15 protein-coding genes are annotated in these 15,126 nt (G+C 55.4%); 5 read left to right on the top strand and 10 right to left on the bottom strand.

The annotated features are described in order from the left end of the window. Nucleotides 1-12 precede the first annotated feature (12 nt). Genes maiA through mhbT form a run of 4 tightly spaced genes read right to left on the bottom strand, consistent with a single transcriptional unit; the run spans nucleotide 13 to nucleotide 3,792 of the window. A complete protein-coding gene (gene maiA, locus PGQ95_RS15025) occupies nucleotides 13-657 on the bottom strand; it encodes a maleylacetoacetate isomerase (protein ID WP_113374367.1) in 645 nt (214 codons plus the stop codon). An 8-nt stretch (nucleotides 658-665) separates the two neighbouring features. Continuing rightward, nucleotides 666-1,367, bottom strand: a complete 702-nt coding sequence (locus PGQ95_RS15020) for a fumarylacetoacetate hydrolase family protein (RefSeq protein ID WP_430918600.1) — start codon at nucleotides 1,365-1,367, stop codon at nucleotides 666-668. Nucleotides 1,368-1,384: 17 nt separating this feature from the next. Further along, nucleotides 1,385-2,422, bottom strand: coding sequence for a gentisate 1,2-dioxygenase (gtdA, locus tag PGQ95_RS15015; RefSeq protein WP_430918550.1), 1,038 nt, complete (start codon nucleotides 2,420-2,422; stop codon nucleotides 1,385-1,387). A gap of 11 nt (nucleotides 2,423-2,433) precedes the next feature. Continuing rightward, on the bottom strand, nucleotides 2,434-3,792 hold the full coding sequence (gene mhbT, locus PGQ95_RS15010; protein WP_087860165.1) for a 3-hydroxybenzoate transporter MhbT: 1,359 nt from the start codon (nucleotides 3,790-3,792) through the stop codon (nucleotides 2,434-2,436). A 127-nt stretch (nucleotides 3,793-3,919) separates the two neighbouring features. Here mhbT and PGQ95_RS15005 point away from each other — a divergent pair, with 127 nt between their 5' ends. The 5 genes from PGQ95_RS15005 to sanA all read left to right on the top strand — a co-directional run bounded on the left by PGQ95_RS15005 (nucleotide 3,920) and on the right by sanA (nucleotide 7,926). Continuing rightward, nucleotides 3,920-4,825, top strand: coding sequence for a LysR substrate-binding domain-containing protein (locus PGQ95_RS15005; RefSeq protein ID WP_087860164.1), 906 nt, complete (start codon nucleotides 3,920-3,922; stop codon nucleotides 4,823-4,825). 112 nt (nucleotides 4,826-4,937) lie between these two features. Continuing rightward, a complete protein-coding gene (locus tag PGQ95_RS15000; protein WP_020078292.1) occupies nucleotides 4,938-5,336 on the top strand; it encodes a CidA/LrgA family protein in 399 nt (132 codons plus the stop codon). Continuing rightward, nucleotides 5,333-6,028 carry a CidB/LrgB family autolysis modulator gene (locus PGQ95_RS14995; RefSeq protein WP_015365717.1) on the top strand — a complete coding sequence of 232 codons (696 nt, stop codon included), beginning with the start codon at nucleotides 5,333-5,335 and terminating at the stop codon, nucleotides 6,026-6,028. Before PGQ95_RS15000 ends, PGQ95_RS14995 begins: the two co-directional genes overlap by 4 nt. A gap of 127 nt (nucleotides 6,029-6,155) precedes the next feature. Next, nucleotides 6,156-7,040, top strand: a complete 885-nt coding sequence (gene cdd, locus PGQ95_RS14990; RefSeq protein ID WP_087860163.1) for a cytidine deaminase — start codon at nucleotides 6,156-6,158, stop codon at nucleotides 7,038-7,040. 169 nt (nucleotides 7,041-7,209) lie between these two features. Further along, nucleotides 7,210-7,926, top strand: coding sequence for an outer membrane permeability protein SanA (sanA, locus tag PGQ95_RS14985; RefSeq protein WP_015365714.1), 717 nt, complete (start codon nucleotides 7,210-7,212; stop codon nucleotides 7,924-7,926). Between the two features lie 70 nt (nucleotides 7,927-7,996). Here the strand turns inward: sanA and mglC are convergent, their stop codons facing one another. From mglC to folE, 6 genes are all read right to left on the bottom strand, one after another. Continuing rightward, nucleotides 7,997-9,007, bottom strand: coding sequence for a galactose/methyl galactoside ABC transporter permease MglC (mglC, locus tag PGQ95_RS14980; RefSeq protein ID WP_015365713.1), 1,011 nt, complete (start codon nucleotides 9,005-9,007; stop codon nucleotides 7,997-7,999). 15 nt (nucleotides 9,008-9,022) lie between these two features. Continuing rightward, on the bottom strand, nucleotides 9,023-10,543 hold the full coding sequence (mglA, locus tag PGQ95_RS14975; protein WP_015365712.1) for a galactose/methyl galactoside ABC transporter ATP-binding protein MglA: 1,521 nt from the start codon (nucleotides 10,541-10,543) through the stop codon (nucleotides 9,023-9,025). Between the two features lie 116 nt (nucleotides 10,544-10,659). After that, on the bottom strand, nucleotides 10,660-11,658 hold the full coding sequence (gene mglB, locus PGQ95_RS14970) for a galactose/glucose ABC transporter substrate-binding protein MglB (RefSeq protein WP_045391288.1): 999 nt from the start codon (nucleotides 11,656-11,658) through the stop codon (nucleotides 10,660-10,662). A gap of 298 nt (nucleotides 11,659-11,956) precedes the next feature. Beyond that, nucleotides 11,957-12,979: an HTH-type transcriptional regulator GalS gene (gene galS / locus PGQ95_RS14965; RefSeq protein ID WP_015365710.1), complete on the bottom strand. Its 1,023-nt coding sequence runs from the start codon at nucleotides 12,977-12,979 to the stop codon at nucleotides 11,957-11,959. Between the two features lie 155 nt (nucleotides 12,980-13,134). After that, nucleotides 13,135-14,292 carry a DUF418 domain-containing protein YeiB gene (yeiB, locus tag PGQ95_RS14960; RefSeq protein WP_087860162.1) on the bottom strand — a complete coding sequence of 386 codons (1,158 nt, stop codon included), beginning with the start codon at nucleotides 14,290-14,292 and terminating at the stop codon, nucleotides 13,135-13,137. Between the two features lie 15 nt (nucleotides 14,293-14,307). Continuing rightward, the gene (gene folE, locus PGQ95_RS14955; protein ID WP_015365708.1) at nucleotides 14,308-14,976 is read right to left on the bottom strand and encodes a GTP cyclohydrolase I FolE; all 669 of its coding nucleotides are present in this window, start codon (nucleotides 14,974-14,976) and stop codon (nucleotides 14,308-14,310) included. Nucleotides 14,977-15,126 lie beyond the last annotated feature (150 nt).

Below are 15,126 nucleotides of genomic sequence, written 5' to 3'. Positions count from 1 at the left end.
TTTCCCTCCTCCCTAGGCCGGAATTTTGTCTTGTTGATTTTCCGGCGCGGCGGCGATAAACGCCGGTAGCCGGGTACAGGCATCGTAAACCGCCTGGCAGCGCGGATAATGGCTCAGATCGCACCCCATTCGCTGCGCGTTAGCCCACTGCGGCACCAGGCAACAGTCGGCGAGCGTTGGCCTATCGCCGACGCAGTAAGCGCCGGATTTCGCCTGCCGCAGCAGTTGCTCCAGCGCGCTGAGCCCCTGCTGGATCCAGTGGGCATACCAGCGTTTTTTGTCCGCTTCGCTGACCTTCAGCTCGTCGCTAAGGTAGCGTAAAACCCGCATGTTATTAATCGGATGAATATCGCAGGCAATGGCGTAGACCATCTCCAGCACCCGCATCCGCGCCGGATCCTCCTGCGGCAGCAGCGGCATTTGTGGGTAGTGGCGGTCAAGCCAGTCAACTATCGCCAGCGACTGGCCCAGCGATTCACCGTCATCGGTGATAAGCGTCGGCACCAGCCCCACCGGATTGAGCCGCCGGTAGTCCAGCGCATTCTGCGCCCCGATGCGGATATTCACCCCCACGCTCTGATAATCGATGCCCTTGAGGGCCAGTGCGATGCGCACCCGGTATGAGGCAGAGCTATTAAAAAAACTGTACAGCTTCATTGTTCACCTCACACCACGCGAACGGCGATAGGCGTCAGTCCGTCTACGTTGCCGGTAATCACATCGCCCTTCACCACCGCGCCGACGCCCTCCGGCGTGCCGGTGAAAATCAGATCGCCGGGCTGCAGTTCAAAAAAGCCCGAGAGATAGCTGATAGTTTCATTTACTGACCAGATGAGGTGGCGTATATCGCTACGCTGATGATCTTCACCGTTCACCTGCAGCCAGATCCCGGCCTGATTCACTTCACGCGCCTCGGCGGCTTTATGCAGCGGCGCGACAGGAGCGGAAAGATCGAATGCTTTACCTATTTCCCACGGGCGCCCCATCTGGCGCATCTCCATCTGGCGGTCGCGGCGGGTCATATCGAGTCCGGTGGCATAGCCCCAGATATATTCCTGCGCCTGCTCAAGCGGGATGTCGCGTCCCGCTTTGCCGATGGCGATCACCAGCTCAATCTCGTAGTGATAGTTGTCGGTCTGCGCCGGATACGGCAGATCCAGCGTTTCGCCAGCTGCGACCGGCACAACCGCATCCGCCGGTTTGCAAAAGAAGAACGGCGGTTCGCGATCCGGGTCGAAGCCCATTTCACGGGCGTGGGCGGCATAGTTACGGCCAACGCAGTAAACGCGGCGTACCGGGAATTGCTCATCGCTGCCAACAACCGGGATGCTAATCGGCGCCTGGGGGGCAAAAACGTATTGAGTCATCATTGTTTTCCTTCTTATTAATAACGCGCTTCGCGGAACAGGCCTAAGGCCTCCTGTACCGGACGGTCCGAGAAGCTAAATAACACGCACTCTTCGCAGGCGTTGAACGATACGCCGTGCCAGGTTGGCGCCACGAAAATGTCTTTCGCCTGGAATGCAAAGGCTTGTTCGCCAATCGTCACCTGGCCGCTACCTTCCACTACGTGGTAGATGGTGCTGTCGGTGGTTTTCGCCACCCGCGACCGGAACCCTTTCGGCAACAGTTGCAGGAAAGCGCCCATCGAAGGCATCGGATAGCCGCCGGTGACCGGGTTGACGTAGCGCATCTTGTAGCCGTCCCATTCGTCGGCCTCGCCAAGATGGGTCAGGTCATGCAGCGCCTCGCGGCTACGGTCGTAGCGGTAGTTAAAAATCGGCGAGGAATTTCCCACCTGATGGCGCAGCGGCAGCATGTTGGCAGCGTAGCGCGGCAGGTAATCGCCCTCTTTACGCGTCACTGGCTGTTGTTCCTGCGGATAATCTTCAGCAAAGCCGCAGCCAAGATAGTTGACCAGCGGTAAATCGAGACCATCGAGCCAGACCACCGGTTCATCGCCAGGATTGCCGTGATCGTGCCAGCGCCACTGCGGAGTCAGAATAAAATCGCCGGGGCGCATTGGCGTGCGCTCGCCGTCGACGGCGGTAAACGCGCCGTGGCCTTCCACGATAAAGCGCAGCGCCGACTGGTTGTGACGGTGGCTCGGCGCCACCTCGCCCGGCATGATGAGCTGCAGGCCGGCATACAGCGACGCGGTAATGGACGACTGGCCGCGCAGCTGCGGGTTCTCCAGCACCAGTACCCGACGCACCGCCTCTTTAGCGCCGATTAACTGCCCGCTTTCCAGCAGCAGCGGGCGAATTTCCTGATAGTTCCAGTACGCCGGGGCGCAGTTGGCATTTGGCGTTTGCGGCACCAGGTGGTGCAGCGATTCCCACAGCGGCGTCAGATTCTGCCCGGCAATATGCTGGTAGAACTGCTGGCGTTCGGGGTTCGATTGCGGAGTAGATGGCGTCATTATTGTTCTCCTCATTTATTCGCGATACCGGCAGAGGGCAGCGCGTCGGGTACAGATCCAGGACGGCGAACCGCCAGCATCAGCATGATGAGCATCACCGCGCCGATCGCCGCCGGTACCGCTATAACGTAAAACAGCGTGTCGAAAGAGAGATTCATCGCCATCATCATGCCGCCGGAGAGCGAACCCACGATGGCGCCGCAGCGGCCTACGGCATTGGACCAGCTGACCCCGGTCGCGCGGCTCTGAGTAGGGTAAAGCGTGGCGGTCAGCGCATTCAGGCCTACCTGCGAACCACTCACGCCAATGCCGGTGCCGAAAATCGCCAGCGCCATCAGCCACAAACCGTTTTCGCTTAAACCGATCATCACGATACACAACGCCCCCAGGCAGTAACTCAGCGCCAGCACAAGGAAGGGATTGAAACGGTCCATCAGGATGCCGAGCAACAGTGCGCCAAGCGTGCCGCCCACCTGAAACGCGGCGGTCACCCACGAAGCGTGCTGCAAATCGATACCACGATGGTTAAGCAGCGTCGGCATCCAGCTGGAGAGTAAATAGATAATCAGCAGGCTCATAAAGAACACCACCCAGAGCATCAAGGTGATCGTCAACTGGCGGCCGACAAACAGCTGGCTAATGCTGCCTTTCGGCCCGGCTGCCGGTTCATCCAGCCAGAAATGGGTCTCGGGATAGCGCTCGCCGGTGATAGCGCTGACAGTTCTGGCGATGGTCGCCTGCGGCAGCCCGCGACGAACCTGCCAGCGCGGCGATTCCGGCAGCGCCCACAGCAGCGCGACGGCCAGCAGCAGCGGCAGGATCCCGCCTAAGGCCAGAATGCCGTGCCAGCCGATATGCGCCACAAGCTGGGCGCTCACCACGCCGCCCAGCGCCGAACCCAGCGTGAAGCCGCAGAACATCAGGGTAACTAACGCGCCGCGGCGGCGGGCGGGCAGATATTCCGAGGTCATGGTGATGGTGTTGGGCATCGCCCCGCCCAATCCCAGACCGGTGAGGAAACGCAGGATAACCAGCATCTCAAGATTCGTCGAGAATGCGGAGAGCAGGCTAAATAAGCCAAACAGCGCGACGCAGAACTCAATCACCCGTTTACGACCGAAGCGGTCGGAAAGCGGGCCGCAGAGCAGCGCCCCGGCGGTCAATCCCAATAGCCCGGCGCCAAACAGCGGCGCGAGGTCGCTGGCGCTCAATTGCCAGTGAACGCGGATATCGGGGGCGATAAAACCAATGGCGGCGGTGTCGAAACCATCAAGCATGACCACCAGAAAACAGCAGATAATCACACGCCACTGCAGGGCGCCAACCGGCGCTGCGTTAAGTAACGTCTGTAGTTCACGTCGTTGAGCCATAATGATGCCTCAGTGCAGGTCAGGGTAGATGTTGTATTTATTTCTTTTATGTTGCGATTTTGTAACCATGGCGATGAAATGTACAATGGCTTTTCGGGCATAGACATAACCTGGAGGTTATCGGCTGATGGCGAACTGGACGCAAAAGTTGAAGCTGCAGCATTTAAAAATGCTGGTGGCGCTGGGTGAGCAAGGCAATCTCACGCAGGTCGCGAAAATGATGAATATTACCCAGCCCGCACTCTCTAAGTGGCTGACGCAATTTGAAGAAGAAGTCGGCATGCCGCTCTTTGAGCGCCACAGTAAGGGCCTGCGCCCTTCGGAAGGCGGTAAACTGCTGCTTCAGCATGCCCAGCGGCTAATCAACGACATGTCGCGCTCGCAGTATGAGATTGAGCGCTTTAAGCAAGGCGGGCTGGTCGGCAGCCTGATGGTAGGCTGCTCTCCCGTGGCGACAGACTGCGTGGCGCAGGCCATCCTCGCCCTGCTTAAAGAGATGCCGACCCTGCATCTGAATATCGAAGAAAAAGTGATGACCCCGCTGCTGCACGACCTGCTCTCCGGCGTGGTCGATGTGGTCGTCGGACGTGTTGGCGGCCGCGCGCTGGAACTGCCGCTCAACTATCGTGTGCTGTATACCGAACCGGTGTGCTTCGTCGCCCGTCCGGACCATCCGCTGGCTAGCATGCCGCGTTTGAGCTGGGCGGATCTCGCCGTCTGGCGCTGGATAGTCTGGCCTACCGGCACGCCCATCCGTCAGAGCATTGATAACGCGCTGGTCGATAACGGCGTCATGCTGCCGGAGAATACTATCGAGTCAGCCTCAATGAATGTCACCAGCAATTTGCTGCAAAGCAGCGATATGATCTCTATTCTTTCTTTGCGGCTGGCGCAGCATTACGCCGAACATCGGCAGCTGACGATTCTGAATTTGCCGCGTATTGAACAAAAAGGTAGCGTTGGGGTGTTCTGGCGCAAAAGCGAAGTACCGTCGCTGGCGCTCACTCGTTTTCTGCATTACCTCGCAGAATAAGGCCGCTGTTCCCATTTTCTATGCTGACGATGCGTAGAATTCATGATGTGATCGGTAGCACATTTCAGGGTTTAATTGTATGATGAATGGCAGTTCATCAAGGGTTATTACCATGAGTAAGTCGCTGAATATTATCTGGCAGTATGTGCGAGCTTTCGTCCTGATTTACGCCTGCTTGTATGCAGGCATTTTTATCGCCGGGCTGCTGCCCATCACCATCCCCGGCAGCATTATCGGCATGCTGATTTTGTTCGTGCTGCTGGCGCTGCAAATTATGCCGCCGCAGTGGGTCAATCCCGGCTGCAACATTCTGATTCGCTACATGGCGCTGCTGTTCGTGCCTATCGGCGTTGGCGTAATGCAGTACTGGGATTTGCTGCGCGCGCAGCTGGGGCCGGTGGCGGTATCCTGCGCCGTCAGTACCTTATTAGTCTTTTTGGTGGTGAGCTGGAGCTCGCATCTGGTCCACGGTGAACGCAAAATCATCGGGCAAAAAGGAAGTAAAAAATGATCCATGAAATGTGGTGGTCGCTACCGTTAACGCTGATTGTCTTTTTCCTTGCGCGCAAGCTGGCGGCGCGGTTTAAATTTCCGCTGCTCAACCCGCTGCTGGTCGCCATGGTGGTCATTATTCCTTTCCTGCTGGTCACCGGTATTTCTTATGAACGCTATTTTGCCGGCAGCAAAATCCTTAACGATCTGCTGCAGCCGGCGGTGGTTGCGCTGGCCTTTCCGCTATATGAACAACTGCACCAGATCCGCGCGCGTTGGAAATCCATCATCACCATCTGCTTTATCGGTAGCTGCGTGGCGATGATCACCGGTACCACCGTCGCTCTGCTGATGGGCGCCACCCCGCAAATAGCCGCTTCCATCATGCCAAAATCCGTCACCACGCCAATTGCCATGGCGGTCAGCGGCAGTATTGGCGGTATTCCAGCGATTAGCGCCGTGTGCGTCATTTTCGTTGGGATCCTCGGCGCGGTGTTCGGCCATACGCTGCTTAACGCCATGCGTATTCATACTAAAGCATCCCGCGGCCTGTCGATGGGTACCGCCTCGCACGCCCTCGGCACCGCGCGTTGCGCCGAACTGGACTACCAGGAAGGGGCGTTTAGCTCTCTGGCGCTGGTACTGTGCGGAATTATTACCTCGCTGGTCGCGCCTTTTCTGTTCCCGGTGATCGTCGCTGTTGTCGGATAAATGTGATTTATATCACATTTATAAATGCAACAAGTTATCGTTGCATAAACAATGAGACCCATGTCACATATGGGTCCCGTGCAGGCCCGTACACTAGCTTCCCATTACATTGTTATGAGGCAACGCTATGCACTCTCGTTTTCAAGCTGCTTTGACTAATCTGGCGGCAGACCTGCAGGCGGCCATCGCCCCGATGCTCGCAGACCCGCACTTCCCGGCGCTGCTCGAAGCCGATCAGGTGGCGACGCTACAACAAGCAACAGGTTTGGATGAAGACGCGCTGGCCTTTGCGCTACTGCCGCTTGCCGCCGCCTGCGCCCGCGCCGATCTTTCTCACTTTAACGTTGGCGCTATCGCCCGCGGCGTGAGCGGTCGCTGGTACTTCGGCGGCAACATGGAATTCCTCGGCGCCACCATGCAACAGACCGTCCACGCGGAACAGAGCGCCATCAGCCACGCCTGGCTACGCGGCGAAAAATCCCTGCGCGCCATTACCGTCAACTACACGCCTTGCGGCCACTGCCGCCAGTTTATGAATGAACTGAACAGCGGTCTGGCGCTGCGCATTCATCTGCCGGGTCGCGAAGCGCACTCCCTGCAGCACTATCTGCCGGACGCCTTTGGCCCGAAAGATCTGGAAATCAAAACTCTGTTGATGGATGAGCAGGATCACGGCTTCCCTCTCAGCGGCGATGCGCTCACGCAGGCGGCTATTCAGGCGGCGAACCGCTGCCACGCGCCGTACAGCGACTCCCCTTCCGGCGTGGCGCTGGAGCTGAAAGACGGCACCATTTTCTGCGGCAGCTACGCGGAAAACGCGGCGTTCAATCCGACGCTACCGCCGCTGCAGGGCGCGCTGAACCTGCTGAGCCTTAACGGTTACGACTATCCGGATATCCAGCGCGCGCTGCTGGCCGAGAAAGCCGATGCATCGCTTATCCAGTGGGATGCGACCGTCGCAACCCTGAAAGCGCTGGGCTGTCAGAATATCGACCGCGTGCTGTTAGGTTAACTAGCCCGATAGTCTGAGCAGATTGCCGGATGCGCCTTTGGCTTCTCCGGCCTGGATTCGGTAATCTGCCATATTGCTGAAAATCCCCGCAATTAAACGATGGTTTCTTGCGCTTACCCGGCGGGTAAAGTAGCCTGAAGCTTCCCTCGTCCACCATTGAGTCAAGTTCATGTTAAAGCGTGTGTTATACAGCCTGTTAGTCCTGCTCGGCCTGCTGCTGTTGACCGTGCTGGGTCTTGACCGCTGGATGAGCTGGAAAACCGCGCCCTATATTTACGATGAGCTGCAGGATCTCCCCTACCGCCAGGTTGGCGTGGTGTTGGGTACTGCCAAATATTATCGCACCGGCGTGATCAATCAGTATTATCGTTACCGGATCCAGGGCGCGCTCAACGCCTACAATAGCGGTAAGGTTAATTATCTGCTGTTAAGCGGTGACAACGCCCTGCAAAGCTATAACGAACCGATGACCATGCGCCGGGATCTGATCAAAGCCGGCGTCGATCCGGCGGATATCGTGCTGGACTACGCCGGTTTCCGCACCCTCGATTCGATCGTGCGCACCCGCAAAGTGTTCGATACCAATGATTTTATTATTATCACCCAGCGCTTCCACTGCGAGCGTGCATTGTTTATCGCCCTGCATATGGGGATTCAGGCGCAGTGCTATGCGGTGCCTTCGCCGAAGGATATGTGGACCGTGCGTCTGCGCGAGTTTGGCGCCCGGTTTGGCGCGCTGGCGGATCTCTATATCTTCAAACGCGAACCGCGTTTCCTCGGGCCGCTGATCCCCATCCCGGCGCAGCAGCATGAAGTTCCGGAGGATGCGCAATCCTACCCGGCGGTCACGCCCGAGCAGTTACTGGAGCTACAGAAAGAAAAATAGCCGCCGTCGTTTGGTCGATTTGAGGTATAAAAAAACCCGCGCCAGGCGCGGGTTTTTGATGCGTTCAATCTTATTTCTTGCGCGCGTATTTCAGTGAATCCAGCGCCACGGCGAAGATGATAATCGCCCCTTTAATAATGTACTGCCAGTACGGATTGACGCCGATGTAGGTCAGACCATAGTTGATGACGGTAAAGATAATAACCCCGGTCACCACGCCGAAAACCGTACCCACGCCGCCGCTGAAGGAAACGCCCCCCACCACGCAGGCGGCAATCGCATCCAGTTCGTACATAAAGCCGAGGTTGTTGGTCGCCGAACCGATACGTCCGGCTTCCAGCAGCCCGCCGAAGGCGTAAAACACCCCGGACAGGGCATAAATCATGAGCAGGTTCAGCGCCACGTTAACGCCGGAGACACGCGCCGCTTCCGGGTTGCCGCCGATAGCGAAGATGTTTTTACCGAAACGGGTTTTATTCCACAGGATCCACACGAAGAAGATAGCGATCAGCGCGTAGAAAGTAATGTACGACAGGCGGAATGAACCTAAAGCGACAAAGCCCTGGGCAAACTGTGAGAAGTGGCTGTCGAAACCGGAAATAGGCGACGCGCCGACAAAGTCGTAGTACAGGGAGTTGATACCGTAAACGATGATCATCGTACCCAGGGTAGTGATAAACGGCGTCACGTTGAGATAGGCAATGACGATACCGTTAATCAAGCCAATCACCGCGCCAATCGCGCAGACCAGCAGAATAACCAACGGGATCGGCATGGTCGCCATCTCCGGGAACACCTTGTTGGCGTTATCCACCGCCTGCAGCATGGTAGCCGCTACCACCGCCGCCAAACCCACCTGACGTCCGGCGGAAAGGTCGGTCCCCTGGGTGACAATCAGCCCGGCGACGCCGAGCGCGATGATAATACGTACCGAGGATTGCGTCAGGATGTTACTTAAGTTCAGCAAACTTAAGAAGGTCGGGTCCTGGAAAATAATAATGGCCAGCAAGACCAAAAGGACAACGTAAATCCCACCCTCTTTCAGGTAAGTGAGGAAACTCTTTTTATTTAACGCACTCATGGAAAGCCCCTGATCTCAAAGGTGCAATGATGCAAGACGCAGAATTTCATTTTGCGTCGTGGTTTTGGTCTCAACAATTCCGGCAACCAGCCCGTTGCTCATAACCAGAATACGGTCGGTAATTCCCAGCAGCTCCGGCATTTCAGAAGAGATAATAATGATGCCCTTATCTTTTTTGGCCAGTTCAGCAATCAGCTGGTAAATTTCAAATTTCGCGCCGACGTCAATTCCGCGGGTCGGTTCATCAAGCATTAATATTTCCGGTTGGGTTAATAACCAACGACCGATAATAACCTTCTGCTGATTCCCGCCGGAAAGTGAACCGATCTGAGTTTGATGACCTGGGGTTTTAACCCGCATGGAATCGATAACCCATTGGGTATCGCTTTTCATCCGTGAATTGTCCAACAGGCCGACCTTGTTTTTATACTTCTTGATATTTGATATCAGCGAGTTAAAACCAATATCGAGATAAGCATAAATCCCCGTCGAACGACGCTCTTCGGTTACCAGCGCAAAGCCGTGGTTAATCGCTTCGTTAGCGCTATGGTTATTAATTTTTTTACCATGCAGGGTAATGGTGCCGCTGGCCTTTTCGCGGATGCCAAACAGCGTTTCAACGATATCGGTACGCTTCGCGCCTACCAGTCCGGCAATGCCGAGGATTTCGCCCTTATGCAGATCGAATGAGACATCGCGAATCGACGGCTGGCGCAGCGAGGTCAGGTTACGAACTTCAAGGATTACTTCGCCCGGTTTGTTTTGTTTATCCGGAAAACGCTGGTTCAGCGAACGGCCAACCATCATCGCAATGATCTTATCCATATCCAGCCCTTCCAGCGGCTGGGTGGCAATCCACTGACCATCGCGCAGGATAGTAATCTCATCGCAGAGCTGAAATATCTCCTCCATTTTATGGGAGATATAAACAATACCGCAGCCACGCTCTTTCAGCTTGCGGATTATTTTAAACAGGTGATTGACCTCTTTCTCGGTCAGCGATGAGGTAGGCTCATCCATAATGACGATTTTGGCGTCATAAGAGAATGCCTTCGCTATTTCAATCATCTGCATCTGAGATACCGATAAAGTTCCCACGCGAGCGCGCGGATCAATATCAATATCGAGCTCATCAAATATCGCTTTGGTATCGCGATACATTTTATCCTGATCGACAAACATGCCTTTGGTGGGGTAGCGTCCCAGCCACATGTTGTCCATGACCGAACGTTGAAGTACCAGGTTTAACTCCTGGTGCACCATAGAAATACCGTTTTCCAACGCTTCTTTCGCCGAATGGAAATCGATCTCTTTTCCTTGAAAAAGAATACTGCCGGAATCTTTTTGATAGATCCCAAATAAGCATTTTAATAATGTCGATTTACCCGCGCCATTCTCCCCCATTAATGCATGGATAGAGTGCGGACGAACCTTCAGGTTGACATTATCAAGAGCTTTAACGCCGGGGAAGGATTTGTTGATGTCGCTCATTTCCAACAAATATTCGCCCGACTGTACGCTATTATTGCTGACCATAGTTATACCTGGCTGCGTTCGTGACGATCCGCGACGATAAGTTATATCGCAGCAAAATCGGCTTCGGTATCAGGAATAATCGGGCGCGCTGAACGCGCCCGCAATGCATGAAGAACTTATTTACCGATAAACTGGCTGAGGTTGTCTTTATCGACGCCTACGTACGGTACGCGGACAATCTTATTCTCAATTTTCCAGTTGGTGCCAGCAGCGGGCTCTTTGCCGTCAGCCAGGTTCTTCGCCAGATCGAAAGTCGCTTTCGCCTGGTTATTGGCATCGTTCAGCACGGTACCGGCCATCGCGCCGGATTTCACCAGCGCCAGCGCTTCAGGCAGGGCATCGACGCCGAACACCGGAATGCTGCTCTTGTTATGCGCTTTCAGCGCTTCTACCGCGCCCATCGCCATCGCATCGTTGTTAGCGATGACCACTTCGATTTTGTTAGCGTTCGGGCCGGAGAGCCAGGCGTCCATTTTATCTTTCGCTTGCGCGGTATCCCACATGGCGGTATCTAACGCCAGTTGCTGAGTTTTAAGCCCTTTTTCATTCAGCTCTTTGATGACGTAGGAAGTACGCGCTTCGGCGTCCGGGTGGCCCGGCTCGCCTTTCAACAGGACAAACTGAATCTGACCATCTTTGTTCAGATCCCAGTTTGGGTTCGCTTTCCAGTGTTTGGCGATAAGATCGCCCTGGATAATACCGGATTCTTTGGAGTCGGTACCTACATAGTAGGCTTTATCGTAGCTATCCAGCGCCTTGCGCGATGGCTCTTTGTTAAAGAACACCACCGGCACATTTTGCCCGCGCGCTTTGTCGATAACCGTACCCGCCGCCGCCGGGTCAACCAGGTTGATGGCCAGCGCCTTCACCCCCTTCGCCAGCAGCACGTCGATCTGATCGTTCTGTTTGGACTGATCGTTCTGCGAGTCATTCATCAGCAGTTTCACATCCGGCGCAGATTTGCCGTCTTTTTCGATAGCTTTACGCACGACGGACATGAAGTTGTCGTCATACTTGTAGATCGTAACGCCGATACGGGTATCCGCGGCATGCGCTGCGGCGCCGAAAAGCATGCCAGCCATGACGGCGGACAGAGCTAAGACCTTCTTATTCATGGAATCTCCGGTTTTATTATTTTGCATCGTTTTTTTTGGCGTGAAGATAGCTGGCGGGAGTTGTTACATTAGGGTTACCGCACAACGATATTCACAACGTTAATTCTGTCTTCCGTGTAGGGTAACGCTCCAGAAAAACGGCTTCATCAAGTGCCTAACCTATTGTTTAAGATGATGTTTAAACGCATCATCAGCACAGCCTGGTTCGGACTGGTCAACGCTGCCATCATAAACAGCGGAATGTTAATATACTGTGAATTTACTCACAGATTGAAAGCGGTTACATCGATTGATAGATTCAGTTAGTGATCGGCCCCACACTTTGCTTCTGCGTCACCGAATGGCGCCGCACCAGCGTGGGCATAAAACAGTGGCTGGCCTCACTATCGAGTTTTCCTGCCGCCCCTTGTAGCGCCAGTTCGGTAGCCAGTTTAGCCATCGACATAATGGGATAGCGCACCGTGGTCAGCTGCGGGTCGGTGTAACGGGAAATGGGAATGTCATCAAAACCAATCAGCGAGAGATGCTGCGGCACGGCAATGCCGTTATCCTTGAGGGTGGTGAGCGCGCCGGCAGCCATACTGTCGTTATAGGCAAACACCGCCGTCAGGCCTAAATTACGCCCCAGCAGTTCAACCATCGCCGCTTCGCCGCCCTGCATATCCGGCGAACCTGAGCCCACCCAGCTATCCGGCGCGATAATGCCCTGCTCCTGCAGCGCTTTACTCCACCCTTCGCGGCGCAGTTCATCATCCTCAATGCCGTGATTGGAAGAGAGATAGCCAATCCGCTGATGGCCGTGATTGAGCAGCATTCGCGTAGCCATTAGCGCGCCGCTGACGTTATCGAGACCCACGCAGCGGTGCGCGAAACCCGGTACAATGCGGTTTATCAGCACCATGCCCGGGATATGCTGCATAAAGTCGCCAAGTTCGGCATCGCTTAACGCTTTCGAATGCACGATAAGCGCCGAACAGCGCTGGCGAATCAGCACCTCAATGGCGTTACGCTCTTTTTCAGCTTCATGGTAGCTGTTGCCGATTAGCACATATTTCTGATGCTGCTGCGCGACGGTATCCACCGCTTTCACCAGCGCGCCGAAAAAGGCGTCTGACACATCCATCACCACCACGCCAATGGTATCGCTAACCTGGGTCGCCAGCGCCTGGGCATTGGCATTCGGCCGATAGCCCAGTTGCGCGACCGCCTTCATCACTGCCTCCCGGGTATCCGGGCTCACCAGCGCGCTGTTATTCAGCACCCGCGAAACCGTTGCTACCGAAACCCCCGCCTGACGGGCGACATCACGAATGGTGATCATACATACCCGCCTTTATCGCATTGCAATACGTCACACCCACCTCCTGTGTTCAGCAAGGTGGCTATTCTGGCAGCGACGCGCGCCGCGCTACGTGAGTGAGGTCACATCGCTGGAAACGGTTACATCCATTTTGTTAATGATTGTGATCGAGATCGTTATACAGATGTATCTCTGGATGATGTCCCTGAGGCTCTCAGGGTTAACTGTCGCCATAGCCACTCAACGGGCCCCTGGCGGAAATGACGCAGCCAAAACTGCGAGAAGAGGAGATTAACGGCCCACACCGCCGGCACAAAGGCCAACAGCTGAAAACGGTCAAATTTCATAAACAGGCCGAGATGATAGAACAGCGTGGTGCAGATCAGGGTTTGCAGTAAATAGTTACTGAGCGCCATCCGCCCAACGCAGGCAATCGCCCCGACCAGACGAAAGCGGCATAATTGCGGCCAGAATCCCCACGCCAGCGCGGCATAGCCAATGGTTTGTAACGGCGCGCCAAGTTCACGCGGCGCCTGCAGCAGAAAACCACACCAGCGGTAGTCCCATTGCAAGTACCACTGCGCGGCGATGGCCGGCACATTTACCATCATTCCGGTAATAATCAGCACAGCCCCGACGCGGCGGTAGTGACTAAGGCTAAACTGCCCTTTCAACCAGCCGCAGCGCATCAGCGCCGCGCCCATTAGCATCATCCCCGCCAGCTGCCAGCCGTACTGCACGCCAAGCGCCACCAGGTTATCGGACAGCATATCCGCGCGATTGCTCACCGCCTCCATACCGCCTTTGAGCTTCCAGAACTGCTCATACTGCACATTCGCGGCATCGGGCACCCATGACCGACTGGCGCCGTTGCCGGAAATTAATCCCAACAATACCAGCACCGCAATACCGATGAGATAAAGCACTACGCCGGTATTAAATAGCGATTTAACGTGATGGGCATCGCGTACCATGCGCCAGGCAATTAGCCCCACCAACGCATAGGCCAGCAGAATATCTCCGTCCCAGAAAAAGAGACCGTGAATAAAACCAAGTAGGGCAAGCAGCGTTAGCCGCGACTGGATCCAACGTTTACCGCGTACCAGCAGCATTTGCAATCCGGCGCCGAACAGCAGAGCAAACAGGGTGAGGAATTTTACCTGCGCAAACAGATCGAGGATTGCCCAGCTCCAGGCGTCGCTCGGCGAAATACTCCCGGCCCAGGCCGGATTAAGATAGGCCGCCTTCGGCAAGCCGAAGGCGGTGATATTCAGTAGCAGAATGCCGAGGATGGCGACACCGCGAACGAAGTCCAGCGTGACGTTTCTCTCCATGCACCCTGCTCCGAATTAATTGTGGTGACGTACGGCGCGCAGGAACTCCTGGCGGGTATTCTGGCTGGATTTAAACAGACCGCCCAGCGAAGTGGTGGTCGTGGCGCTGGTCGCATCGCGGATGCCGCGCGCTTTCACGCAGTAATGCACCGCATCAATGGATACCGCGACGTTACTGGTACCGAGCAGAGTCTGCAGCGCGGTAAGGATCTGCTGCGTCAGGCGCTCCTGCACCTGTGGACGCTGGGCAAAGAACTGCACGATGCGGTTAATTTTCGACAGGCCGATTACCGAATCTTTCGGGATATAAGCAACGGTCGCTTTGCCGTCAATCGTCACAAAGTGATGTTCACAGGTACTGGTCAGCGTGATATCGCGAACCGTCACCATCTCGTCAACTTTCATTTTGTTTTCAATAACGGTGATTTTCGGGAATCTGGCGTAATCCAGACCGGAGAAAATCTCATCAACGTACATTTTTGCGATGCGATGCGGAGTCTCCATCAGGCTGTCGTCACTGAGATCAAGATTCAGCAGTTGCATAATCTCAGTCATGTGCCCGGCGATCAGACGCTTGCGCGTTTCATTATCAATTTCTTGTACTGGCGGACGCAGCGGCGTCTCCAGCCCACGAGCGACCAGCGCTTCATGAACGAGTATGGCTTCTTTACTCAATGATGACATTTAGGTTCTCCTGCAGGTGTGGCGCTCTTTGCTCTTCTGAGGGCAAAGTTTGCACTCATTGTGCGTGAGGTGGCGCACATAATCCAGTAGCCGTCACGATAATTATTGAAATTGGCGCAACCTTTCATTTTTACCGCTGCGGTTGGACGT

Source organism: Klebsiella sp. 141240, from assembly GCF_050600805.1.
GTDB classification, from domain to species: Bacteria; Pseudomonadota; Gammaproteobacteria; order Enterobacterales; family Enterobacteriaceae; genus Klebsiella; species Klebsiella aerogenes.
Note: the sequence above shows the minus strand (reverse complement) of the source record. Positions and strands in the feature narration are given on the sequence as shown.